This is a genomic window from Pyramidobacter porci (assembly GCF_009695745.1).
In the GTDB taxonomy this organism is placed as follows: Bacteria; Synergistota; Synergistia; order Synergistales; family Dethiosulfovibrionaceae; genus Pyramidobacter; species Pyramidobacter porci.
In genome coordinates this window covers 252,634-276,059 of record NZ_VUNH01000003.1, presented here as the reverse complement: position 1 = coordinate 276,059, position 23,426 = coordinate 252,634, and the positions used below count along the sequence as shown (strand labels likewise).

Sequence of the window (23,426 nt, the reverse complement as noted above, 5' to 3'; positions counted from 1 at the left end):
AATTGATTATTCCTCCGACAAGCTGGCAATGTTTTCGAGAATGCGAACGCGGCGGCTCTTCGACTCGTCGGCGCGCTGACGTTCCGTCTCGACGACATCCTCCGGTGCTTTGGCCACAAAACTCTCGCTCGAGAGTTTCTTCTCGCTGCGGGCCAGATTGGCCTCGACCTGCTTCAATTCTTTCTGCAGACGTTCGACCTCCGCTTTCGGATCGAGCAGGTCGCCCACGGGCAGGAACACCTGGCCGGCCTTGACGATCGAACTCAGCGCCAGGCGTGGTTTGGGCGCGTCGGCCGCGACGACTTCGACGGCGTCGACCTTGGCGGAGAGTTTGATCAGGTCGAGATTGGCCTCGAGCACCGGCTCGAACGCCTGATCGGGACCGCGCAGCACGATGCGCTGCACGTTCCGGCTGGGCGGCAGCCCCGCTTCGGCGCGCAGATTGCGGATGGAACGGATAAATTCCTGAAGCTCGTCCATCTCCGCGACCGACGCCTGGTCAACGGCGTAAGCGGCAGCGTCAGGCCAGGACTCAAGTTCCATCGGCTTCTCGCCAAAGGCAAAAGCGTGCCAGAGTTCCTCTGTCACAAAAGGAATGAAAGGGTGCAGCAGACGCAGAGCATCCTTGAAGACGCACAGCAGCACGCGCTTTGTCGTTTCCTGGCGCTCGGGGCCTTCGTCGCCGTACAGCGCCGGCTTGGAGAGTTCGATGTACCAGTCGCAGAAATCGCCCCACATGAACTCGTAAAGCTCGCGCGCGGCTTCGCCGATGAAGTATCCGTCGATATCCTGCGTCACGACGTCGTCAAGACGGCGCAGCCGTTCGAGGATCCAGCGGTCATGGAGGCGCATATGCTGAGGATTGGGCTGTCCTTCATGATCCTCGTCGCCGAGACTCATCAGCGCGAAACGGCTGGCGTTCCAGATCTTGTTGATAAAGCGTTTGTAGTTTTCGATCTTCGCAGGGCCAAGCAGGATGTCGCGCCCCTGGACCGTCAGGGCCGCGACCGTAAAGCGCAGCGCGTCGGCGCCGTACAGCGTGATCATGTCGATGGGGTCGATGCCGTTCCCCAAAGACTTGCTCATCTTGCGTCCCCTTTCGTCGCGCACCAGGGCATGGATGAAGATGTCACGGAAAGGCACCTCATCCATGAACTCCAGCCCCATCATGATCATCCGCGACACCCAGAAGAAAATAATGTCGAATCCCGTGACCATGACCGACGTCGGATAGAAATATTTCAGTTCCTCGGTCTTTTCGGGCCAGCCCATCGTGGAAAACGGCCACAGCGCGCTGCTGAACCACGTGTCCAGAACGTCCTCGTCCTGTTTCAGCCTTTTGGAGCCGCACTTGGGGCAGCACTCGGGATCGTGTTCGGCAACTACGATATGACCGCAGTCCCCGCAGGTCCAGGCGGGAATGCGATGCCCCCACCACAGCTGACGGGAAATGCACCAGTCGCGCACGCCGTCCATCCACTGATAATACGTCTTATCCCACTGCGGAGGGATCCAGCGCATGTGCCCGGCCTTCGATTCCGCGACGCCGCGTTCGGCCAGCGGGGCCACCTTGACGAACCATTGCTCCGACAGGTAGGGTTCCACGGTGGTGCCGCAGCGGTAGCAATGGCCGACCTGATGAGGCAGCTCTTCGATCTTTTCGAGCACGCCTTCGTCCTGCATGATCTCCACGCTCTTGACGCGCGCCTCGGCCACGGGCATGCCTTCCATCTCTCTGGCGGCCTCGGTCATGTTGATCATGTGCCCGTCCTCGTCGATCACCTGAATCGGCTCGAGGCCATGCGTACGTCCGACCTGAAAGTCGTTGGGATCGTGAGCCGGAGTGATCTTCACGAAGCCGGTCCCGAAAGCGGGATCGACCATGCGGTCGGCGATGACGGGGACCGCCCGTCCGCCGCTCATTTTGCCGTCGACAAGACGGCCGCCCGTCATCGGCACGATCACTTCGCGGCCAATCGCATAGGCGTGCGCTTCGTCGCCGGGATGCACCGCCACCGCCACGTCGGCGATGATCGTTTCCGGGCGCGTCGTGGCGATCATAATGTACTCGTCGCTGTCCTTGAAATAATAACGAACATAGTACATGTGCCCCATCGCTTCGGAATGTTCCACTTCGATGTCGGAGAGCGCCGTATGGCAGCGCGGGCACCAGTTGACAATGTACTTTCCCTTGTAGATCAGGCCTTTTTCATAGAGACGGCAAAACACCGTACGAACGGCTTGGGAAAGCCCTTCGTCCATCGTGAAACGCTCGCGCTTCCAGTCGCAGGAATCGCCCAAGCTCTTCATCTGATCGACGATGCGGTTGCGGTACTCCTCTTTCCACTCCCAGGTTCTTCTCACAAAGGCATCGCGCCCCAAATCGCAGCGCGACATGCCCTCTTTGGCGAGGCGACGCTCCACCACGTTCTGCGTGGCAATGCCGGCGTGATCCGTCCCGGGCAGCCAGAGCACGCTGTATCCGCGCGCTCTCTTGTAACGCGCCAGAATGTCCTGGAACGTGTGGTCGTAAGCGTGGCCCATGTGCAGCGCTCCGGTGACGTTCGGCGGCGGAAGCACGATTGAGAAAGCTTTCTTCTCCGGATCAATCTTTGCGTCAAAAAGATTATGATCCAGCCACCACTGATACCATTTTCCCTCGAGAGGCGCGGGGTCGTATGTTTTCGACAGCTCTGTGTTGCGCGAGGCCATTTGTTTTTCCTCCCTAGTCAAAGTCGAACTTATTTCAGCGCAGAGGTCAGATAAAGATCGATTTGCGCTTTCAGAGTTTCAATCGTCTCGGGCTCGTCGACTGAACAGGCCAAAGGCAGGCTCCACGAAGAAAGGCCCATTTCGACATATTTCATGACAACGCTCTTGCGTTTCGTTTTTGCGATCTTGTCGGCTTTGGTGAAAACTACCTGCATCGGCACGCCCAAAGCTTTGAGCCATTCCTGAAGTTCACGGTCCTTCTCCAGCAGGCCGTGCCTGATATCCACCAAATGAACCACCAGGGCCAGAGTTTCGCGGCGTTTGATATAGCCATCGATCAGCGCGGCCCAGCCCCTGCGTTCGTCCTTGCTGCGGGATGCGTAGCCAAATCCCGGCAGATCGACGAGCGTGAAGGGATGAGGCGCCTGGACGTCAAAGAAGTTGACGCTGCGGGTCATTCCCGGCTCCGAACTGACGTGAGCCAGTTTCTGTCCGGCCAGTTTGTTCAGCAGCGAAGATTTGCCGACGTTGGACCGTCCCGCCAGAGCGACTTCGGGCAGATTCCCTGCGGGAAACTGCTGGACTTTATAGGCGGTACAGCGCAGCGACGCCTTCCACGTGATCATCGTCCGCCCTCCAACGCTTCTTCGAAGACTTGCGCGGCCTGAGAGACGAAAACATAACGAACGCCCTGTTTAATCCAGGGTTCCATGTCTTCCACGTCGGCCCGGTTCGCTTCCGGTATAAACAGATTATAAATGCCGTAGCGTTTGGCCGCCAGCGTTTTTTCGCGCAGTCCCCCAATCGGCAGCACGTCGCCGCGCAAGGAAATTTCGCCGGTCATGGCGTAGCCGGGACGATATTTCGCGCCGCTCAAAGCGGAGAAGAGCGAGATCGCCATGGTGATGCCGGCTGAAGGTCCGTCCTTGGGGATGGCGCCCTCGGGAACGTGGAGATGCAGTCCTACGCCGCCCCATTTCGGTTCAGCCTGATTCGTCAGCTCACGCCAATGGGATTTGATGAATCCCAGAGCGGTCATCGCCGATTCCTGCATGACCTTGCCAAGATTGCCGGTCAGCTGCAGTTCTCCCTTGCCGGGCATCTTCACGGCTTCGATGATCAGGACGTCGCCGCCGGCAGCCGTCCAGGCCAGCCCGACGGAAAGGCCTGTCTGCGGTTCTCTGGGAATTCTTACGTCCGGACGGTGAGGCGCGCCCAGATACCCCGCCAGATCTTTGACCCCAATGCTGACTTTGCGCGGCGCTTCGCCCCGTTCTTCCCGTTCCAAGGCTACGCGGGCGATCTTGCGGAACAGCGTGGACAGGCGCCGATCGAGCTCGCGCACGCCGGACTCGTGAGAGTAATCGGCAATGACGGCTTTCAACGCCGCCGACGAAAGGACAGCGTCTTTCTTCGTCAGGCCGCTTTCCTTGTAGATGCGGGGCAGCAGATGGTCTTTGGCGATGTGATACTTTTCTTCGGGCAGATAACTGGAAAGTTCGATCACATCCATACGGTCCAGCAGCGGCGCCGGAATCGTATGGGACACGTTGGCCGTCGTGATGAAAAGCACGTCGCTCAAATCCACGGGCACTTCAAGATAATGATCGGTAAAATGAGAATTCTGTTCCGGATCGAGAACTTCAAGCAGAGCGCTGGCAGGATCTCCGCGAAAATCCGAGCCGATTTTGTCCACTTCGTCGAGCAGCATGACGGGATTGTTGCAGCCGGCTTCTTTCAATTTCTGCACGATGCGCCCGGGCAAAGCGCCGATGTAGGTGCGGCGGTGGCCGCGAATCTCGGCCTCGTCGCGCATTCCGCCCAGAGAAAAGTTGACGAAACGGCGCCCCAGCGCTTGGGCAACCGACTTTCCCAGCGACGTTTTGCCGACGCCGGGCGGTCCGACGAGACACAGAATCTGCGCCCGCGATGACTTGCCGGCCAACTTCCGTACGGCCAGATATTCGAGCAGCCGGTCTTTAACTCGTTTCAAACCGTAATGATTGGCGTCGAGGACTTTTTTCGCGGCGTCGATATCAAGCCGCTCTTCCGACTTTTTCAACCAGGGCACGTCAAGCAGCCATTCCACGTAGTTTCGAATGACGGTCGATTCCGGCGACATGGACGGCGTTTTCGCCATGCGTTTGAGCTCGCTCTCGACCTTCGAACGGACGTAATCGGGCAGTTCGCTCTTCGCGGCCCGGTCGCGCAGGTCCTGAGCTTCCGGGGAGTCGTCGATCTTCAGTTCTTCCTGAATGGCTTTCAGCTGTTCGCGCAGGAAATACTCCCGCTGATTCTGGTCGATCTCCTTTTGGACCTTGGAGTGGATTTCCCGTCCCAGCTTCAGCATTTCCGTCTCCGAAATCAAATATTTCAGAAGGAGTTCGAGACGGCTGTCCACGCGAAAACATTCAAGCAGCGACTGCTTGCGCTGAACGTCAAGGGTCATGTGCGCCGCGATCATGTCGGCCGCCAGACCGGGATCCTTGATGGCGCTGACCGGTTGGATCAGCTCAGCCGGCAGGCGGGGGTGATAGGTCACGTAGCTCTCAAACTCGCGGAACACTTCCTGACGCAGAGCTTCCAGGCGGTCGTTATCCACGTAGCCGCTCGGCACGGAGACAAGATCAGCCGTCAGCATGGAGTCCTGCAGCACATACGCGCGGCAGCGCTTGCGCTCTTTGCCTTCGAGCAGCAGCTTCATCGTACCGTCGGGCATGCGGATCATCTGCAGCATCTCGCACACGGTGCCGACATCGTATACATCCGCGGGGCCCGGATTCTCTTCCTCAGGATTTTTTTGAGCTGCCACAAAGATGCGGCGTTTCTCCGCGGTAGCCGCAATTTCTATGGCCTTCAAGGTCGAAGGGCGTCCGACGAAAATCGGCACAAGAACTCCGGGAAAAATGACGGTATCACGGGCAGGCAGCACATACAACATCGGTCAAAACCCCTTCGCTTCCACGTTTTTGATGTATTCAGGCTGCCCCGTTCCCGCTACGTATTCCGGAGTGATAACGATTTTCTTGATTTGTCCTTTGATGTTGGATGAGGGAACTTCATACATCAGATCGAGCATCAGGTTTTCCATGATCGCGCGCAGTCCGCGAGCGCCGGTCCCCTTGCTGGCCGCCTTTTCGGCGATCGCGCGAATGGCTTCCGCCCGATAGTCCAGTTCGACGTTCTCCATTTCGAAGTTTTTCTGATATTGCCTCACCAGGGAATTTTTCGGTTCGGTCAAAACGCGCACCAGAGCGTCGGCGTCAAGGCTCTGGAGAGGAACGAGCAGCGGCAGGCGGCCGACCAGTTCGGGAATAAAACCAAACGAAACGAGATCTTCGGGTTCCACCTGCCTCAGCAGGTCGTAGCGATCCGCAGCGGTGCCGTTGCGAATGTCGCTGTCGAAGCCGATGACCTTCTTATTGACGCGGCGGCCGACGATGTTTTCAAGTCCGTCAAAAGCGCCGCCGCAAATGAAGAGGATGTTGGCCGTGTTGACCTGAATGAATTCCTGCTGAGGATGTTTACGCCCTCCTTTGGGAGGGATGTTGGAGACCGTCCCTTCAAGAATCTTCAAAAGCGCCTGCTGTACCCCTTCGCCGGAAACGTCGCGGGTGATGGACGTAGATTCCGATTTGCGGGCGATCTTGTCGATCTCGTCGATGTAAACGATGCCGCGTTCGGCGGCGGCGACGTCGTAATCAGCCGCTTGAACCAGCCGCACCAGCACGTTCTCGACGTCTTCGCCCACATATCCGGCTTCCGTCAACGTCGTGGCGTCCGAAATTGCGAAGGGAACGTTGAGTTTTTTCGCCAAACTCTGGGCAAGGAGCGTCTTGCCGCTCCCCGTCGGCCCCAGCAGGAGCAGATTGCTCTTTTGCAGCTCCACTTCGCCGCCGCTGAAACCGGTGACAATCCGTTTGTAGTGATTGTAAACGGCGACAGAAATCGCCTTTTTGGCGTAATCCTGACCGATCACATACTCATCGAGGTATTCTTTGATCTCTTTCGGGCGCGGGGGATTCTTCAGCGCCGACATCACCTTGTCATCGTGCTGCCCGACATCGTTAAAAGCCTCGTCAAGATCCGCCGTATTTCTCAGATAGGAGTTGCAGATTTTTATGCATTCGCTGCAGATGTTGATTCCTTCCGGACCGGAGATCAGAGTGATCCCGTCTTCGGCGCTTCTGCCACAGAATGAACAGCGCGGATTCTTGCGATTTTTGTCGTCAGTGCGTGCCATGGCAGTCATCCCTTCCGATACCAGCCTGTTTTATCATAAACAACAAGAGAGAGAGGATCAAGAATTTCAACGTCATCCCGTTCTATCGCTTGTCGATCACTTTGTCCACAATGCCATAGGCAAGAGCTTCCTGCGCCGTCATGTAAAAATCTCGATCCGTGTCGCCCCTGACTTTTCTCATGCTTTGTCCCGTATGTTTCACAAGAATATTGTTCAGCGTTTCCTTGGTTTTGATGATCTCTCGGGCCTGGATTTCAATGTCGCTGGCTTGTCCCTGCGCGCCGCCGAGAGGCTGGTGAATCATGATGCGGGAATTCGGAAGAGCGATGCGCTTGCCGGCAGCCCCCGCCGAAAGCAGCACCGCGGCCATGCTGGCCGCCATGCCGACGACAATGGTAGACACGTCGCATTTCACGAACTGCATGGTATCGTAAATCGCCAGCCCCGCCGAAACCGAACCTCCGGGGGAATTGATATAGATGCTGATGTCGCGCTCCGGGCTTTCGCTTTCCAGAAACAACAGCTGAGCCACCACAGCGTTGGCCACGTCGTCGTTGATCTCGTCACCAAGAAAAACGATGCGGTCCTTCAACAGCCGCGAATAAATGTCGTAAGAGCGCTCTCCTCGGCCGGTCTGTTCTATTACAAAAGGAATATACATGTTGAAATCGAGGCTCCTTTCTGCTTCTCTTTCAAAAAAAATTGCCGCGGCATCGTATCTGCCGCAGCAACGAGGGAAAACCTTAATTCTGAGCGGCAGGCGCTTCAGCGTCAACACCCTTCTTCACTTCGTTGACTTTAACTTTTTCCATAATCGCCTGCAGCGTCTTGCGGTAACGCGCCTGAGAGATCATGTTCTCGAAGTCCTCCGGACGCTTCTTCAGCATATCTTTGATGCTGTCGCTGGAGATGCCGTAATTGGCGGCCATCTGGGAGATCTCCCCGTCCAGATCCTCTTTTCGTACGGAGACGCCGAATTTTTTGGCACAGGCATCAACCACGAGATACCCCATCACGTCGCGGCGAGCGTCTTTCTCGAGATTCTCTTCGAGTTCCTTAAGATCGTGCCCTTCGGATTTGTAATATTCCTCAAGGCTCATCTTCGTCCGCTGTTTGACGTTCTCCTCGAAACGCTTGCGAAGATGTTCCCGCTGGCGCCGTACCATCGAGTCGGGCAATTCGACCTGAGAAGCCTCGGTGATCTTCGCGATCGCTTCGTTCTCGGCCGCGGTCCGAGCGTCGGCCTTCAGGCGCTTGTCGAGGTTCTCGCGGATCGTGGCGCGCAGTTCCTCCTCGCTGTGTACGTTCTCCGCGGTGACTTTCCTGAAGAACTCTTCGTTCATCTCCGGAGCGACCGGCTCTTGAACTTCGATGACATCGAACTCATAGTGAGCCGTTTTGCCGGCGACCGCCTTGTCCCGATAGTCGTCGGCGACGTTGATGTCGGCCGGCTTTTTGGTCCCTGCCTCGGTTCCCGTCAGGGCCTCGACGATCTCGGGGCGCATGGAAAGGTTGTCCAGTTCAAACGTGTCGATCTGGGGTTCGTGAGACAGGATGTCTTTGCCGTCGTCGTCTTTCACGACCAGGCTGTAGGCGGCGCGAACCTTATCGCCATGCCGAGCGGGCCGATTGACGGGCTTGTAGGTGGACAATCTCTTTTTCATGTTTTCGAGCGCTTCGTCGACCATGCTTTCGCTGACGGCAAACACCGGCAGATCAACGGTGATATCCGAGAACTCGGGAAGAGTCACCTCGGGCTCGACCTCGTACTTCACAGTAAAAGAGACGTCCTCGCCCTCCTTGATGTCGAGATCGTCGACGACAGGCGAAGCGATCGGCTCAAGATCATACTCGGCGCAGACTTCGTCAAGAACTTTGGGAAGCATGTCTTCGAACGCCTGGCTCATGATCGAGTCTTTGCCAAGGCGCATTTCCAGCACCGTTTTCGGGGCCTTCCCTTTACGGAAGCCGGGGATGTTGACCCGTTTGGCGATCTCGGCATAGGTTTTCTTCAGCTGAGCCGCATAACCGGCCTGATCCACGGTTACCTTGATGGTTACAATGTTTTTTTCTTGTGACAGCAGTTCCGATTTCACAAGAAGCACTCCTTTCAATAACCTAAACTCAATGGTGATAAAAAAACGACTCGGACAAGTATATCACAGGAAAGCCAAAGAATCTTCATTATTTTATGCTCCAAGAGACCCGAAACACAAAAACATTCTTTGTGACGAAAAAATTATTGAACCTTTGGGGGAGATCCCGTCTTTTACGTTATTTTTATCGGAACACAAATACCCGTGAGCCCAAAATGCCCCTGGGCATAAGAAAGCCCTCCCTCCTGTCACAACGCGCGGGAGGAGGAAGGGTTGCGTCAGTCGTTGCTCAAAAACTACTCCAAAAAGTCCCGAAGTTTTTTGCTGCGGCTGGGATGGCGCAGTTTTCTCAGCGCCTTGGCTTCGATCTGACGGATGCGCTCGCGGGTGACGCCGAAGCGGCGCCCCACTTCTTCGAGCGTATAGGAACGTCCGTCCTCCAACCCAAAGCGGTAGCGCAGCACTTCGCGCTCGCGGTCAGAGAGCGCGTCGAGCATCTCCTCAATCTGCTCGTGGAGCAGGTTGCCGGCGGCGGCGTCCTCGGGACTGGGCATGTTGCGGTCTTCGATAAAATCGCCGAGCTGGCTGTCCTCTTCTTCGCCGATGGGAGTTTCCAACGAGACGGGAAGTTGAGCGATGCGGCGGATCTCTTCGACGCGTCCGCTTTCGATCTCCATTTCGTGCGCGATCTCCTCGTCGCTGGGTTCGCGCCCAAGTTTCTGCACGAGCTGGCGGGAAATGCGCACCATTTTGTTGATGGTCTCCACCATGTGCACGGGGATGCGGATCGTGCGCGCCTGGTCGGCGATGGCGCGGGTGATCGCCTGACGGATCCACCACGTGGCGTAGGTGCTGAACTTGAAACCTTTGCGGTAGTCGAACTTCTCCACGGCGCGGATCAGGCCGAGATTGCCTTCCTGGATCAGGTCGAGGAACAGCATGCCGCGGCCGATGTATTTTTTGGCGATGCTGACGACCAGACGAAGATTGGCGTCGATGATCTGCTGTTTCGCCTCCGCGTCGCCGGCTTCGACCCTGATCGCCAGCTCGCGTTCCTTCTCTCCGCTTAAGAGGGGAACTTTGCCGATCTCGCGCAGATACATGCGCACGGGATCGGACAGAGGCACGTCTTCCATGCGTCCAAGCTCTTCCCCGTAACCGGGAGCTTCGTCGCCGCCGGACGAGGCGAAATCAGACGCGCTGTCGTCATCGCCCGAAACGTCGGGGCTTTCTCCCTCCTCAGAAATTTTCGCCCTGCTTCTCGAAGGCCGCTTCGATTTGGCTGAATTACTATCCTTTGATGAAACTTGAGCGGAATCATCCAGCACTTGAATGCCAAGCTCCGTCAAATTAATGAAAACATTGTCCAGAATCTCGGAACTCCAGTAATCTGCGGGAATATATTTTTCGATATCCTTGTGAGTCACATAGCCAGTCTTGCGGCCCTGCACGATAAGCCCGCGGATATGACTCATCATGGAACGCAGATAGTCCGGATCGCTTTCCGAGATTTCGCCGGGAGAAGATTCCTCCGAATCGTCTCCTCCCTGTTCTCCCTCAAGAGCCAGATTTTCGTCGAGCTCATCGTCGGTTCCCACCTCGGCGAGATCCTCCGCGTCGGGGCCGCTGAAATTGTCGAGGTCTTCGTCTGCGGGGACCTCGGCAAACGGATCGTCGGGTTCTTTGGGAACCGCATCCAGCGTGGAAGTCAACTTGATGCGCTCCGGAGCGCTTTTCTTTTTATTGCTCGTTTTCTTTGCCTCATTCTTGGCCGGAGATTGCTTCTCCGGCTTCTCTGCGGCGGGAGCTTTCGGATCGCTTCCCTTCGCCGTCACCTTTTTCTTTTTCTTGACGGCTTTTTCAGATGTCTCGACAGTCTTTTTCGGGGTTTTCTTCGTTGCGCCCTTCCCTTCAGAGGAAACGCCCGCCTGGATGTCAGCCTCTTTCTTTACGGTTTTCTTCTTTGCAGGAACCGGCGCGTTTGCCGCGGGAGCCTTTTTTTTCTCATGAACCTTGGATTCTTCGCTGTTCACGTGTTTTTCAACCGCCTTATTTCCCGATTCAAAGCCGGATGCGTTTTTTTTCTTGTCGGAAGATGACGCCTTCTTCGCCTTCGGACTCTTCGGAGCAGAAGGAGATCGTCTGGTCAACTGAGCCTGCTCCGATACGTTCCCGGCGGAATCTCCCACTTTGGGTTCAAGAGTCTTGTTCTTTTTGTGAACAGCCATCGAACATCCTCCTTCACTTCTTCGTCCACGACGAAAAGGCCGATAGATCTTTCCGCAAACAATCAACTTCACATTCTCAAGGGATGAGCACCATCATGTTTCCTCGCTGCCGTCACCGATGGTCAGCTCATAAAAAGCCGGCAACGGGATAGACGGGGATGGTCCGATAACCGAACGGGTCTCGTCGAGCTGGAAATTCTCCAGCTTATTTACGACGAGCATGTCCTCTGGAATGTCAGTTTCGTACGGTAAAGGCGCGCGCAGAAAACCGAAGCGTTCCGCATAGAAAGGGACCAGGGCGCTGCCTTTTTTCCATTTCTGCATGTCCGCACGCATTTCCACGAGTCCTTCCAGCTCATGAAAAACCGGAAGCGCCGCCATATAGGCGATGACTTTATAACGTATGAGGGCAATCTGCCCATTCCAAAAGGTGCATTCCGTCACGCCGGCTTTCAGACCTCGGCGCCGGGTAAGAAAATGCCCCGAAAAACGCTCCATTTCCCGACTGTAGCCGAAAACAAGGGTGAACGGAGGCACATTTGAAGCCGTTCTTCTTTCGAGGACAGACTCATCCCAGATCATGCTGCCGGCGATGCCGCATTCACTGCCGCAGAGATACAGCAGTTCACTGTCCAAGGAGAGCGCCTGAAAAGAAAGGTCGCGCAACAATTCGCTGTGGAGCCCCGCCATGGAGACGGCGCCGTGCTCGCGTCGGGAAAAACTCCAGCATCCCACTTCTACGTCAAGTTCGCTGTTCCAATAAGGCAGGCACACGGCACAGCCTCCTTCTCGAAAATCTGTATATTATTATCCCACAAAGAACGCCTCAAATGGAAGAAATATTTTTTAAGTTCTCTGTTCCTGTTTTTTCCGGAAGACGTCCGATGATGCTACAATAGCGCCGTGCTTCATGCCGGTTTTCGGGAAAAAGACGGCACGCTTTTTTCCGCGCCGAGGCGGCGCCGAAAACCGCACGAGACAGGGGCCCATCAAGGACTTGTCGCGACGCGACGTCCATCCTTTCGCCCCGAAGCACGGTACGGTCAATCGGACTTTTAATTGATCACGGGTCTTTAGAAAATCATCGAGCGGGGTGAAGTCATGCTAAGCGATGTTTTTAGCAGTTTAGTCAGCTGGCTGGTGGATACGATCGGCTCGCTGGGGTATACGGGAATCGTCGCGCTGATGTTCCTGGAGTCGTCTTTTTTCCCTTTCCCCAGCGAAGTCGTTATGCCTCCGGCCGGCTTTTTGGCCCACGGAGGACAAATGTCGCTGCTTTGGGTGCTTCTTGCAGGAATTACGGGCAGTCTGTTGGGAGCGCTGTTTAATTATTGGCTGTCGCTGCGCTTTGGGCGCCCCTTCTTCGTCAAGTACGGCAAACATTTCGGGATCACGCCAGAGGTTCTTGACAAAGCCGATTCGTTCTTCGAACGCCATGGGCACATCAGCACGTTCGTCGGCCGTTTGATCCCGGTGATTCGTCAGTATATTTCGCTGCCGGCGGGGATCGCTCGCATGAACCTGACGCGCTTTTGCTTTTATACGACGCTCGGCGCCGGCATCTGGGTGGTCATCCTGACGCTGCTTGGGTACTGGCTGGGAGCCAATAAATCGCTGATCCAGCGGTATCTTTCCGAGATCAGCATGGTTCTTTGCGCCGCCTGCACAGTTATCGTGGCGTTTTATATCTGGCGCCAGAAAACACGTCAGGAATCAAAAAAGAGCCGATAGTGCGTCTTCTTCACGGCAGATTCGCCCCAAGAGGAATCTGTTTTTTCACGTAATAGCAGAAAGGCCGACAGATCAGATCTGCCGGCCTTCTTTTTTTAATCTCAAAGGGTTCAATCACCAACGTTCGTCTTACAGACGGACGACGTTAGCAGCCTGAGGGCCCTTTTCACCATCGACGACATCGAACTCGACTTCTTCGTTCTCCTCAAGGGACTTGTAGCCGTCCATCTTGATAGCGCTAAAATGGACAAAAACGTCCTTGCCCTCTTCGGTGGTGATGAAACCGAAGCCCTTGGTGCTGTTGAACCATTTCACTTTGCCCTTCAAAGTACATGCCTCCAAAAAAACATGATGAAAAATCCCGACCAGTTCGGGAGCGCCCGAAGGATTTTTCGAGCACAGGGAAAATATACAACGATTCCGCTGAAATGTCAAACTTGAAATTAGCGCGCGCACGTTTTTTCAAAGATTTTTATAAGACGTCGCTGCCTTATTTCTGCGGAAGAAACGTTCATGCATTTTCAAAAGCAGTTGTCAGATCACGCGACGAGGATCAGAGAACGTTATAATGCCGCAGCCTCTTGGACACCTCGTCGTGTCCGAGCAGTTCAATCACTTCGAAGATGCCGGGGCTGACTTTGTAGCCCGTCAGCATATAACGCAGGGGCATGGCGATGTCCTTGAGTTTGGCGCCGTTGGCGTCGCACCACTCGCGCGCGAAGGCCAGCATCTGATCGGGCGTGACCAGCTCGGAACGAGACAGAAAATCGGTATTGAACTTTTTCAGCAGGACGCGGTGCTCTTCGGTCAGGTCGCTGCCGTCGTACCGGGCCGCCACGGGCGCAAAGGTCACGAGATAGTCGGAGAACTCCGCCAGTTCCTTGATCGTCTTGCCGCGGCCGGCCATGATCTCGAAGCATTTGCCGAGATACTCCAGATCGAGTTTGCCGCAGTCCACGCCCATTTCTTCCCAGAAGGGACGGATCAGCTCGAACTTTTCCCTGACGGGCATTTCCGTGATGTGTTCCTGGTTGATGAAGTTCAGCTTGTCGAAATCGAAGACCGACGATTTGCGGTTGATGTTGCGAAGTTCGTATTCCTTGATGGCCAAGTCGCGGCCGAACACTTCCACGTTCCCCTTCGGAGCCCAGCCCAGCAGCGCCAGGAAGTTGAAGATCGAATCGGGCAGGTAGCCCATGTCGCGGTATTCGTAAACGCTGGTGGCGCCGTGGCGCTTGGAGAGCTTTTTCTTGTCCTTGCCGAGAATCATGGGCAGATGGGCGAACTTGGGCATCTCCCAGCCCAGCGCCTTGTAGATCAGGACCTGCTTGGGCGTGTTGGAGATGTGATCTTCGCCGCGGATGACGTGAGAGATCTTCATCAGATGATCGTCGACGACGACGGCGTAATTGTAGGTAGGAAATCCGTCGCTCTTGATCAGGACGATATCCTTCATCACGCCGGTACGGCCGTCGATCAGCGCGTCGCTCTTGTAGTCCACATGTCCGTAGACTTCGTCGTCAAAGCCGATGTCCAATCCCAGCGGCACTTTGTAAATGACCGCGCTGCCATCCTTGTAGGCCTTGCCTTCGTCGAGAAGCTGCCGGGCGTATTTGTTGTAAAGGTCGAGGCGTTCGGTCTGACGGTACGGTCCGTAATCGCCGCCAATGTCGGGCCCCTCGTCCCAGTCGAGATTCAGCCATTTCATCCCGGCCATGATCGTCTCTTCATACTCCTGCGTCGAACGGACGCGGTCGGTGTCTTCGATGCGGAGGATAAATTTTCCGCCGGTATGCCGGGCCCAAAGCCAGTTGAAAAGCGCCGTGTGAGCGCCGCCGATATGCAGCGCGCCGGTGGGGCTGGGCGCGAAACGTACTCTCACTTCATCTGCCATTTATAAAAGTTCCTCCTCACATAATTGGTTCATCGCGTGTACAATAGACAAGCAGCTGCGGAAAAAAATCCGCAGAGATCAGAGAGCATTATAACCCGCTTGGAGGTTTATGGAAATGTCTGGAAAAAAGATTTTGCTCATCGACGGACACGGCATCGCCTTTCGCGCCTTTTACGCGATCCCCGAACTGAACGCCCCCGACGGCACGCCCACCAACGCGCTGGTCGGCTTTTTCAACATGTTCGCCAAGGTCAGACACGACCAGCGCCCCGACGAGATTTACGCGGCGTTCGACATGAAGGAGCCGACGTTCCGCCACCGGCTCTATCCCGAATACAAAGCCACGCGCCGGCCGACGCCCGAAGAGTTCAAAATTCAGGTTCCGCTGCTCCATGAAATGCTTCCGTTTCTGGGCGTCCACATCATGGAACGTCCCTCGGTCGAGGCCGACGACTTGATCGGTTCGGCCGCCGTGCAGTTCGCAGCCCGCGGCGACGAGGTGCTGATCCTTACGTCGGACAAGGATATCATGCAGGTGCTGCGTCCCGGCGTGAAGATCATCCGCCCCGGCAAGGGCGTCTCTTCTTTCGAGGAATACGACGTTTCTCACTTCACCGAAAAATACGGTTTTTCCCCGGACACAATGGTCGATTATCTGTCGCTGATGGGCGACTCGATCGACAACATTCCCGGAGTCCCCGGCGTCGGCGAGAAGACCGCTGCGAAACTGCTGCAAAGTTATGGTTCCATCGAGGGCATTCTGGAACATACCGGCGAACTCAAGCCCGCACTGCAGAAGAAAATGAGCGAGCACGGCGCGCGGGCCGTCGAGAACCGCAAACTGACGCGGCTCAAATGCGACGAGGACTTGAGCGAATTCACCGCCAAAGAAGCGGCGGTCGATCTGGAAGCGTTCGGCGCTTTCTGCGCCCGACTGGGCATGAAAAAAGCGGCCGAATCCTTCGGCGCCGCAACAGAAAAGAAAAAATCCCCCAACGAGAATCCGCCGGCGGAGGCGGCGCGGCCGTCGCCCGTCAGTGCCGGGGACGATATCGCCGAGGCCGTTCCGCCCGCCGCCGCGATCCCGCTGGATACGATCCTGTGCGCGCCGAGAATCGCGCTTGATCTCGAAGAATCCGGCGCGCCCGTTCCATATACGATCAAAGAAGAAACGCTGCAGTCGCGCCGCGTCATCCTCGCCGCTCCCGACGGCAGCTGGTGGCAGGGAACGCTGGCCGAATTGACGCCGCACCTGGACGAACTGCTGGACAACAAAGTGATCTGCCTCGACGCCAAAGCGCTCTGTTATCTGATGGAACGCCCGCGCCTCGGCGGCCTTTGGGACGTCAAGACTGCCTGGTACCTGCTCCACCCCGATCTGGAAAGCTACGACATCTCGAAGGAGATCGGCCTCGGCCTCTCTTCGGAACGGGCTCTGCGCCTGCTGGCCATCGCCCGCGCCATGGAAGAAAAAATCGCCGCTCAGAACATGACGCGGGTCATGAACGAGATCGACCTGCCTCTGATCCCCTCGCTGGTCGGCATGGAGCGCCGCGGCATCCGCCTCGACCGCGAAAAAATGCTGGCGCTTTCGCGGGAATTGGAACGTCAGCTGAACGCGATTACCGAAAAAGTCTACGAAGCGGCCGGATGCGAGATCAATCTCAACTCCCCCAAACAGATCGGCGAACTTCTTTTCGAAAAACTGGGGCTCCCCGTCGTCAAAAAGACAAAGACCGGCTATTCCACCGACGTGTCGGTGCTTGAACAGCTGCGGGAAATCTGCGGCGCGCGCTGCGAAATCCCGGGTCAGCTTCTGGAATACCGCGAGCTTCAGAAAATGGCGTCCGGTTTCGTTCAGCCGCTGCTGAGCGCGGCCGGCGCGGACGGATTGATCCACAGCACCTTCGAATCGCTGACAACCGGCACGGGACGCCTCAGCAGCCGCGACCCCAACATGCAGAACCTGCCGGCCTACAGCGGCTGGGGGCAAAGGATCCGCGAATGCCTGATCCCGTCGCGGCCGGGACATTGTTTCGCCGCCGCCGATTATTCGCAGATCGAACTGCGCGTGCTGGCCCATCTCTCGGGAGATCCGCAGCTGATCGAGATCTTCAACTCGGATCGAGACATCCACACCGAAACCGCCGCCATGATCTTCGGCCTCCCCGCCGCCGCCGTCACCAAAGAGCTGCGCCGCAGCGCCAAAACCGTCAGCTTCGGCCTGATCTACGGCATGAGCGTTTTCGGCCTCGCTTCCCGCTTGGGGACGGACCGCGGCACCGCGCTCCAGATCATGGACGCCTACTTCGCCGCCTTGCCGGGCGTGCGGGAATACATGGAAACGAGCAAGAAAAAGTCCCTCGAAGTCGGCTACACGTCCACGCTTTTCGGCCGCCGCCGCCCGATGGATGAGATCGCCACCGGAAACCAGACGAAAGACCACCAAAAACGCGTCGCCATCAACGCCCCGATCCAGGGGACGGCCGCCGACATCACCAAGATCGCCATGAACAAAGTCGCCGCGCACTTCGCCGGACGCGACGTGGCCATGGTGCTCCAGGTCCACGACTCCATCGTCTGCGAATGTCCGCAAGATCAGGCCGAACAAACCGTATTGGAGCTCAGCCAGGTCATGGAAAGCGCCGTACAGCTCTCCGTCCCTTTGAAAACGGAACGGACTGTGGGCACATCTCTCGCCACGGTTTAATGTTTTATGGTACAATTCTTGAGCTGAAACAGAATTTTTCACGCTGCCAATTCGAAAGGAGTAAAGTCACTTGCAGATACTTACTGCGCTTCGCACTCAGATCAAGTGGATTCTCGCCCTGTTTATCGTCATCTTCACCGCTTCCGTCGGATTCATGTACGGCACGGGCAGTTCCTCCGACTCCGACAATCAGCGCACCGGCGATTTCGTGGTCGCCAAAGTCAACGGCGAAGAACTGCACATCAGCCAGCTGCAGGAGCACCTGCGTTCGTTCGTCGAGCGCAACGGCATCCGCGATCTGTCCGACAAACAGATGCCGCTTATCTACAAAGCCGTGTTCGACGAAATGGTGTCCAACCGCGCCGTCATCGACGAAGTCGCCCGCCTGAAAATCAGCGCCCCCGCCGACGACGTCGACAAGCAGCTGAAAGAGGTCGAGAATCAGTACGTGACCAAAGAAGCCTTCATGCAGACGCTGAAGAACCAAGGCAGCAGTCTCGAACAGGTCAAAGCCGAGATCGCCCGCCAGCTGGCCATCAACAAAATGCTGGAAGACGTTTCCGGCGGCGTGGTTGTTTCCGACGACGAGATCAAAGCCCTGTACGACGCGCTGCGCGGCAACTTCACGTTGCCGGCCGGCATCGAAGCCGACTTTGTCCAGCTGAAAAATAAAGAGGCCGCCGGCAAATTCGCCGAAGAAGTGAAGGCAAACAAGGACTGGGACAAAGCCCTTACGATCGTTTCGGACGACATTGTCCAGGCGACCTCGAGCGACGTTCACGAGCGCATCGCCGCGACGGAGATGATCGGCAAACTCGAGCCCATTTCCGCGCTGAACGACGGCGAAACCTCCGCCCCCATCGAGATCGCCAGCCAGGATTATTTTGTCGTTCGCCGCATCAGGGCCGTCTCGGAAGATGTGCGTCCCCTTTCCGAAGTCTCCGACGGCATCAAGACGATGCTCCTTCAGAGCAAAAAAATGGAGGCCCAGCGCAACTACATCAAGGGGCTGACCGACAAGATGAACGTAGAGATCGTCGCCCCCGAACTCTTCACCGTCAAGATCAAGAGCGACGACGTTCCGCCTGCCGATGCCCTCCCCGATGAAAAGCTGGACGGACTGAAGCCGGCTTTCACCGAGGACACCGCGGACAAAGCCGCCGCGCCGCCCGCGGCAAAATAATCCGCTTCGAATTATTCAAAAGGCCGCCAAGGGAAAATTTTCCCTTGGCGGCCTTTTGAATGCCGCGAAATCCGCGCGGCGCCCAACTCACAAAAATCCACGTGTCCGGCGCCGCTTTTGTCTCATGTCTGTCGCAGTCAATTTACGCCTGTCCTGCCGGCGCCGTATTCACGACCACGGCCTTGCGCTTCTGCGAAGCGCCGTACGTGATCCGGTCCGTCTCTCCCAGAGAAATATTCGACGTGTTCAGGCGTTCCATGGAATGTTCGATCAGCGTAGTGCCGCACAGCTGATAACATCTTTTCGACCAGAGATCGACATACTCGATCGTTCCCTCATACGAGCGGCCGTTCTCGGCAGGCTCCAGTTTCATGTACTTGATCAGAAGCTGAAGCATCTCCTTGCCGCGCACGTGGTAACGCGCCAGTCGCAGCGGCGTCCAGCCTTTGCTGTTCGTCGCCATCGGATCCGCGCCGTGCTGGAGCAGCGCCTGCACGACGCGGGGGTCCTTCGTCCAGACCGCGGCGTGGAGAATCGTGTCCCCGAATTCGCCCGTCGTCCGCACGTTGACGTCAGCCCCGGCATCGAGAAAATATTGGACCACTGCCAGCGAGTTATTCTGTGCCGCCAGGTACAACGGCGTAATTCCGTCGTGAAACGGCTGTGTGACGTCGATCCGCTCCGCAGCGATCCTCTCCCTGATCTCGTCGACCGTCCCTTTGACGCATAACGTCCAGAAGTCTTTCCCAGGCTCCTGCTGCATCTCTGCCGCCGCAACGCTTTTTTCATCATCCGCCATTCGTTCCTCACCCTTCATCACGATTCGTCGTTCCGTCTATATCACAAAGTTGAGAGATTGCGCCAAACGAGGCCGTTTTTAATGGAATCAGTCGATTTTCAGCACGCGATACTCACCGCAGTCTTCAACCGCTTTCTTCAAAACGGCGTCGGGGACCTCGCGTTCCAGCATCACTTCCGTAAAATTTCCCCGGTACGCCACGCCCGTAACGCCACCGACGTCAGTCAGCGCCTTGCGGATTTTTTCGCGGCAGACGTCGCAGACAAGGCCCTTGATGAACAGCGCTTTGTAATCGATGCGTTCGATTTTGAAGATCACCGGACGCGTTCCATCGCTGCAGCAGGCGATCATGACTCTCTCGTCGTTCGTCCAGTTTCTCATGATGGAACCGCCCTGAAGGGCCGTGTAAACATAACGGCTGATCGCATCCCACGCTTCGGAGCATTGAGTCCCTTTCCCCATGGTCCAGAAGTCGTCCCGGCCGCCGTAGCGTTCGAAGATAAACTCCTGTCCTTCCTCATAAAACGGGCAGGGACCGGACCTCGGGTCTGCCAGATACTTCCGCTGCAAGTCAGGATACAGTTCTTTCCTCAAAACGGTAATTTTGCATTTGTGCTGCACCATGATTCCCCCTGAAATTTATTGATTCTCCTGGTGCCAGTATAGCAAAAAGCCCCCGCGAAGGGGGCTTTTTGTAGTTTTCACAAAAAAATTATGGCGGAGGGAAGAGGATTTGAACCCCCGAGGGGCGTGAACCCCTGGCTGATTTCGAGTCAGCTGCCTTCGACCACTCGGCCATCCCTCCGCAGACGAAGGGTATTATAGCACAACCCAAAGAGCTTGCCTAGTTGTTTCTGCCGTCAGGGAGCCAACCGAATGTGCGTTTTTTCTCCCGGCGGACCTGAAAGAAATCCTGAAGGAGCGCGCGGCATTCCCGTTCCATTACGCCGGAGACGACCTGCAGACGATGAAAAAGACGCGTGTCGCGCGTCAGATCGTAGAGGGTGCCGCAGGCGCCGGCTTTCGGATCGGTACAGCCATAGACGAGACGCGAAACGCGCGCCTGAACGAGCGCCCCAGCGCACATGGGACAGGGTTCAAGCGTCACGTAGAGGGAACAGCCGCTCAGGTTCCAAGCGCCCAGATTCTGTGCGGCATCTCGCAGAGCGACCACTTCGGCATGCGCGGTGGGGTCATGTTCAACCCGGCGCCGATTGCGTCCCCTGCCAATGATCTCTCCGCAAGGATCCACCACGAGCGCGCCCACGGGGATGTCGCCTTCGCGCGCCGCCTGAAGCCCCAGTTCGAGGGCAAGGTTCATGTACTCCTGATCGCTTGTGAGCATGAAAGTCTCCTCCGCACAACGCAAAACAGGGGAGCTTCTCACGAAGCTCCCCTGGCTTTTCTCCAAAATGGCGCGCCATGCAGGATTCGAACCCACGACCTCCTGGTCCGTAGCCAGACGCTCTATCCAGCTGAGCTAATGGCGCGCAAAAAACACCGCACGACTGAGGGCTCAAACAAAAATCTGGCGCGCCATGCAGGATTCGAACCCACGACCTTCTGGTCCGTAGCCAGACGCTCTATCCAGCTGGGCTAATGGCGCGCATCGTTATTTTTAAGATGGCGGAGAGAGAGGGATTTGAACCCTCGAACCCGAAACCGGGTTACACACTTAGCAGGCGTGCGCCTTCGGCCACTCGGCCATCTCTCCGTCCTCAATCGAACAGGTCACATTCTAACGCGGCGGACCACTCCTGTCAAGCGGAAAATCGCTCCCCTGCTGTCGGAAAACACAAACTGAAGATACTCTTTTTCCACGGCTCAATCCGACCCGGCGCAAGCCGCTGCGGATGGCTCCGTTTTCCGTTTTCTGCGGCAGGAGCGATTTTTGGCAGCGCCCCCTTTTTTCACTTCATGGCCTTCCAGCCCTTCGAACCTGACATTCGCCCGCCGATACAAACGGCACCCCTGCGCGCGCAGGATCTTCCACAGCTGCGCCAGCACAGGCAGAGAAATGTTGTCGGCAACGCGCAGATTCGGCAAATACGCCTGCCAAAGGCACTCGCGATGACGGTCCATAAACTTGTCGGCCGCGTCGGGGACGCTACCTGCGAAACGCACTTCGACGCAGATTTGCTTCCTTGCGTGCCACAGGTGGATTACCGCGGCTTTTTCGTCGCCTGCCTCAAAAACCGGAAGGCTGTTGTAATCGATAACGCTACCGGACGTCTTTTTCGCCGTCCCCTTTGCGCTCTTCCGGACCGGCTTCTTGGGATCGTTCTTATGGGCGAAATCGTGCAGCACCTGTACCCTTTCGGCATCAGGCAATCTCTGCGCCGTATCATGAAGGATCTGGTACAGCCGGGCGGTCGTGCGGCAGTCAGCCTCGGCCCGATGAAAAGTCTGCGCGTCGATCACAAAATGCTCCGCCAGCGCCTTCAAGTTGTAATGTCCGGTCCCCAGCGCCGGAAAGAGCGCTTGAGCCCAGTAGAAAGTGTCTACGTACAAGTTTTCAAGTCGGTCGTGATAAAGTTCCTGACAAAAGTGATCGATAATGGGAAGGTCGTTTTCCGCCACCGCATGCCCGACGATCACGCTGTCGCCGATGAAATCGCGAAGCGAACCGATCACCTCACGGGGAAGCGGCGCACGGCGCACCATGTCGGTGGTAATGCCGGTCAGATCGGAGACGTAACGAGACACCCGCGCCACCCGCGGGCGCACAAGGGAACTGTACGCGTCAAGGCACTGCCCGTCGGGAGCGAAGCGGACCGCGGAAATTTCGATCGGACAAAAACGGGCGTAACCCTGGGATTCGACGTCAAGCACCACGTAGCCCTTCTCCGCCGGAAGAAAAATATCCGCTTCTCTGCTCATTTTCGCTCCCCCCTCCCCCGATTACAGTTTATTATTCTATAACTGAAACGCCGTTCTGTGAACCGCTGAATGCGAGATTGCAGCCGACACAAACACCGTATGGCCCAGCGCAGTAGAACGCTCCTTTCAACGCAGAGGCCGTTATCCACAAAGGATGCTTGTCGAAAGTATCTGCAAAAATATCAAGCCTGCGCTATCGCAAAGGCGAACTGTTCGTCTGCCTGATCCCGTCCTTGGATGCTCGTGCATGATAAAGAAGCAAACAAGAAAATGGTAGAAGGCTTCGCTATTCCGCAACATTCGGAGGCCGGAAGTATAGAGACGTTCATATTTCTGTGCTATATTGGAAAAGTTAACAGGCAACGTTCGATTGAACAAAATCGAGGTTTGAGGAGGAATGACAGGATGATTTTAGAAACGGAAAGACTGGTACTTCGTCCTTGGGAGGAAGCGGATGCAGAAGATTTATACAGTTATGCACGTCATCCTGAAGTTGGCCCGATAGCCGGATGGGCTGTTCATACGGACGTGGAAAACAGCAGAGAAATCATCCGAGGCATTCTGTCTGCGCCGGAGACTTATGCAGTGGTTCTAAAAGAAACCGGGCGTCCAGTTGGCAGTATTGGTTTAATGCTTGGCAAGGCCAGCAATATCGGTATTCCCGAAACAGAAGGCGAAATCGGCTGCTGGATCGGCGTTCCTTATTGGGGACGGGGGCTTATCCCGGAGGCGGTTCGGGAGCTTATGCGGCATGGCTTTGAAGAACTGAATCTCGAAAGAATATGGTACGGGTATTTTGACGGAAACATAAAGTCAAAGCGGGTTCAGGAAAAGTGTGGATTTCATTACCATCACACAGCGGAAAATGTCCCATGTGCAATAGAGGGAGTGCTTCGGACAGAGCACATAACATGCATATCGAAGGACGAATGGTTATCGGAGAGCTGAAT

The 23,426-nt window shown here is 56.4% G+C and carries 19 protein-coding genes and 4 tRNA genes; 5 read left to right on the top strand and 18 right to left on the bottom strand.

Going from position 1 to position 23,426, the window contains the following annotated elements; translation table 11 throughout:
* Positions 1-6: 6 nt before the first annotated feature.
* The 7 genes from FYJ74_RS04550 to rpoD all read right to left on the bottom strand — a co-directional run bounded on the left by FYJ74_RS04550 (position 7) and on the right by rpoD (position 10,763).
* Entirely contained in the window at positions 7-2,712 is a 2,706-nt protein-coding gene (locus FYJ74_RS04550; protein ID WP_154528392.1) for a valine--tRNA ligase, read from the bottom strand.
* Positions 2,713-2,741: 29 nt separating this feature from the next.
* Complete coding sequence (gene yihA / locus FYJ74_RS04545) at positions 2,742-3,338, bottom strand: ribosome biogenesis GTP-binding protein YihA/YsxC (protein ID WP_154528391.1); 597 nt, start codon at positions 3,336-3,338, stop codon at positions 2,742-2,744.
* Positions 3,335-5,653: an endopeptidase La gene (gene lon, locus FYJ74_RS04540; protein ID WP_154528390.1), complete on the bottom strand. Its 2,319-nt coding sequence runs from the start codon at positions 5,651-5,653 to the stop codon at positions 3,335-3,337. The genes yihA and lon overlap by 4 nt, the downstream gene beginning before the upstream one ends.
* A gap of 3 nt (positions 5,654-5,656) precedes the next feature.
* Entirely contained in the window at positions 5,657-6,955 is a 1,299-nt protein-coding gene (clpX, locus tag FYJ74_RS04535; RefSeq protein ID WP_154528389.1) for an ATP-dependent Clp protease ATP-binding subunit ClpX, read from the bottom strand.
* An 82-nt stretch (positions 6,956-7,037) separates the two neighbouring features.
* Positions 7,038-7,616, bottom strand: coding sequence for an ATP-dependent Clp endopeptidase proteolytic subunit ClpP (clpP, locus tag FYJ74_RS04530; protein ID WP_154528388.1), 579 nt, complete (start codon positions 7,614-7,616; stop codon positions 7,038-7,040).
* A gap of 82 nt (positions 7,617-7,698) precedes the next feature.
* Positions 7,699-9,051 (bottom strand): trigger factor, encoded by a 1,353-nt coding sequence (gene tig / locus FYJ74_RS04525; protein ID WP_326830867.1) that lies wholly within the window; start codon positions 9,049-9,051, stop codon positions 7,699-7,701.
* A gap of 296 nt (positions 9,052-9,347) precedes the next feature.
* The gene (gene rpoD, locus FYJ74_RS04520; RefSeq protein WP_229769335.1) at positions 9,348-10,763 is read right to left on the bottom strand and encodes an RNA polymerase sigma factor RpoD; all 1,416 of its coding nucleotides are present in this window, start codon (positions 10,761-10,763) and stop codon (positions 9,348-9,350) included.
* On the opposite strand from rpoD, the gene FYJ74_RS04515 reads away from it, so the two are divergent.
* Positions 10,753-11,061, top strand: coding sequence for a hypothetical protein (locus tag FYJ74_RS04515; protein ID WP_154528386.1), 309 nt, complete (start codon positions 10,753-10,755; stop codon positions 11,059-11,061). The two genes, rpoD and FYJ74_RS04515, sit on opposite strands and share 11 nt — an antisense overlap.
* Positions 11,062-11,372: 311 nt before the next feature.
* Here FYJ74_RS04515 and FYJ74_RS04510 read toward each other — a convergent pair whose 3' ends face one another.
* Entirely contained in the window at positions 11,373-12,053 is a 681-nt protein-coding gene (locus FYJ74_RS04510) for a hypothetical protein (RefSeq protein WP_154528385.1), read from the bottom strand.
* 327 nt (positions 12,054-12,380) lie between these two features.
* On the opposite strand from FYJ74_RS04510, the gene FYJ74_RS04505 reads away from it, so the two are divergent.
* Complete coding sequence (locus FYJ74_RS04505; RefSeq protein ID WP_154528384.1) at positions 12,381-13,010, top strand: DedA family protein; 630 nt, start codon at positions 12,381-12,383, stop codon at positions 13,008-13,010.
* 129 nt (positions 13,011-13,139) lie between these two features.
* On the opposite strand, the gene FYJ74_RS04500 is transcribed toward FYJ74_RS04505, so the two are convergent.
* Positions 13,140-13,337 carry a cold shock domain-containing protein gene (locus FYJ74_RS04500; RefSeq protein ID WP_040550697.1) on the bottom strand — a complete coding sequence of 66 codons (198 nt, stop codon included), beginning with the start codon at positions 13,335-13,337 and terminating at the stop codon, positions 13,140-13,142.
* Between the two features lie 226 nt (positions 13,338-13,563).
* Complete coding sequence (gene gltX, locus FYJ74_RS04495; protein ID WP_154528383.1) at positions 13,564-14,904, bottom strand: glutamate--tRNA ligase; 1,341 nt, start codon at positions 14,902-14,904, stop codon at positions 13,564-13,566.
* A 115-nt stretch (positions 14,905-15,019) separates the two neighbouring features.
* Between gltX and FYJ74_RS04490 the strand changes: the two genes are divergently transcribed.
* The gene (locus FYJ74_RS04490; RefSeq protein ID WP_229769334.1) at positions 15,020-17,614 is read left to right on the top strand and encodes a DNA polymerase; all 2,595 of its coding nucleotides are present in this window, start codon (positions 15,020-15,022) and stop codon (positions 17,612-17,614) included.
* 70 nt (positions 17,615-17,684) lie between these two features.
* A complete protein-coding gene (locus FYJ74_RS04485; RefSeq protein WP_154528381.1) occupies positions 17,685-18,797 on the top strand; it encodes a SurA N-terminal domain-containing protein in 1,113 nt (370 codons plus the stop codon).
* 142 nt (positions 18,798-18,939) lie between these two features.
* On the opposite strand, the gene FYJ74_RS04480 is transcribed toward FYJ74_RS04485, so the two are convergent.
* From FYJ74_RS04480 to FYJ74_RS04445, 8 genes are all read right to left on the bottom strand, one after another.
* The gene (locus tag FYJ74_RS04480; protein ID WP_195838796.1) at positions 18,940-19,596 is read right to left on the bottom strand and encodes an ankyrin repeat domain-containing protein; all 657 of its coding nucleotides are present in this window, start codon (positions 19,594-19,596) and stop codon (positions 18,940-18,942) included.
* A gap of 87 nt (positions 19,597-19,683) precedes the next feature.
* On the bottom strand, positions 19,684-20,220 hold the full coding sequence (locus FYJ74_RS04475; protein WP_154528379.1) for a TIGR04076 family protein: 537 nt from the start codon (positions 20,218-20,220) through the stop codon (positions 19,684-19,686).
* Between the two features lie 91 nt (positions 20,221-20,311).
* Positions 20,312-20,401 (bottom strand) — tRNA-Ser (locus FYJ74_RS04470).
* Positions 20,402-20,440: 39 nt separating this feature from the next.
* Positions 20,441-20,941 (bottom strand): tRNA adenosine(34) deaminase TadA, encoded by a 501-nt coding sequence (gene tadA, locus FYJ74_RS04465; protein WP_154528378.1) that lies wholly within the window; start codon positions 20,939-20,941, stop codon positions 20,441-20,443.
* A 68-nt stretch (positions 20,942-21,009) separates the two neighbouring features.
* Positions 21,010-21,086 (bottom strand) — tRNA-Arg (locus FYJ74_RS04460).
* A 39-nt stretch (positions 21,087-21,125) separates the two neighbouring features.
* Positions 21,126-21,202 (bottom strand) — tRNA-Arg (locus tag FYJ74_RS04455).
* Positions 21,203-21,220: 18 nt separating this feature from the next.
* Positions 21,221-21,310 (bottom strand) — tRNA-Ser (locus tag FYJ74_RS04450).
* A 110-nt stretch (positions 21,311-21,420) separates the two neighbouring features.
* The gene (locus FYJ74_RS04445; RefSeq protein WP_154528377.1) at positions 21,421-22,476 is read right to left on the bottom strand and encodes a 3'-5' exonuclease; all 1,056 of its coding nucleotides are present in this window, start codon (positions 22,474-22,476) and stop codon (positions 21,421-21,423) included.
* Between the two features lie 405 nt (positions 22,477-22,881).
* Between FYJ74_RS04445 and FYJ74_RS04440 the strand changes: the two genes are divergently transcribed.
* Complete coding sequence (locus FYJ74_RS04440) at positions 22,882-23,424, top strand: GNAT family N-acetyltransferase (RefSeq protein ID WP_078016496.1); 543 nt, start codon at positions 22,882-22,884, stop codon at positions 23,422-23,424.
* Positions 23,425-23,426: the final 2 nt, after the last annotated feature.

Bases quoted from the DNA above. Each gene is read 5' to 3' on its own strand.
- FYJ74_RS04550 (WP_154528392.1), bottom strand. From the start codon at position 2,712: ATGGCCTCGCGCAACACAGAGCTGTCGAAAACATACGACCCCGCGCCT.
- yihA (WP_154528391.1), bottom strand. From the start codon at position 3,338: ATGATCACGTGGAAGGCGTCGCTGCGCTGTACCGCCTATAAAGTCCAG.
- lon (WP_154528390.1), bottom strand. From the start codon at position 5,653: ATGTTGTATGTGCTGCCTGCCCGTGATACCGTCATTTTTCCCGGAGTT.
- clpX (WP_154528389.1), bottom strand. From the start codon at position 6,955: ATGGCACGCACTGACGACAAAAATCGCAAGAATCCGCGCTGTTCATTC.
- clpP (WP_154528388.1), bottom strand. From the start codon at position 7,616: ATGTATATTCCTTTTGTAATAGAACAGACCGGCCGAGGAGAGCGCTCT.
- FYJ74_RS04505 (WP_154528384.1), top strand. From the start codon at position 12,381: ATGCTAAGCGATGTTTTTAGCAGTTTAGTCAGCTGGCTGGTGGATACG.
- gltX (WP_154528383.1), bottom strand. From the start codon at position 14,904: ATGGCAGATGAAGTGAGAGTACGTTTCGCGCCCAGCCCCACCGGCGCG.
- FYJ74_RS04490 (WP_229769334.1), top strand. From the start codon at position 15,020: ATGTCTGGAAAAAAGATTTTGCTCATCGACGGACACGGCATCGCCTTT.
- FYJ74_RS04480 (WP_195838796.1), bottom strand. From the start codon at position 19,596: ATGGCGGATGATGAAAAAAGCGTTGCGGCGGCAGAGATGCAGCAGGAG.
- FYJ74_RS04475 (WP_154528379.1), bottom strand. From the start codon at position 20,220: ATGGTGCAGCACAAATGCAAAATTACCGTTTTGAGGAAAGAACTGTAT.
- tadA (WP_154528378.1), bottom strand. From the start codon at position 20,941: ATGCTCACAAGCGATCAGGAGTACATGAACCTTGCCCTCGAACTGGGG.
- FYJ74_RS04445 (WP_154528377.1), bottom strand. From the start codon at position 22,476: ATGAGCAGAGAAGCGGATATTTTTCTTCCGGCGGAGAAGGGCTACGTG.
- FYJ74_RS04440 (WP_078016496.1), top strand. From the start codon at position 22,882: ATGATTTTAGAAACGGAAAGACTGGTACTTCGTCCTTGGGAGGAAGCG.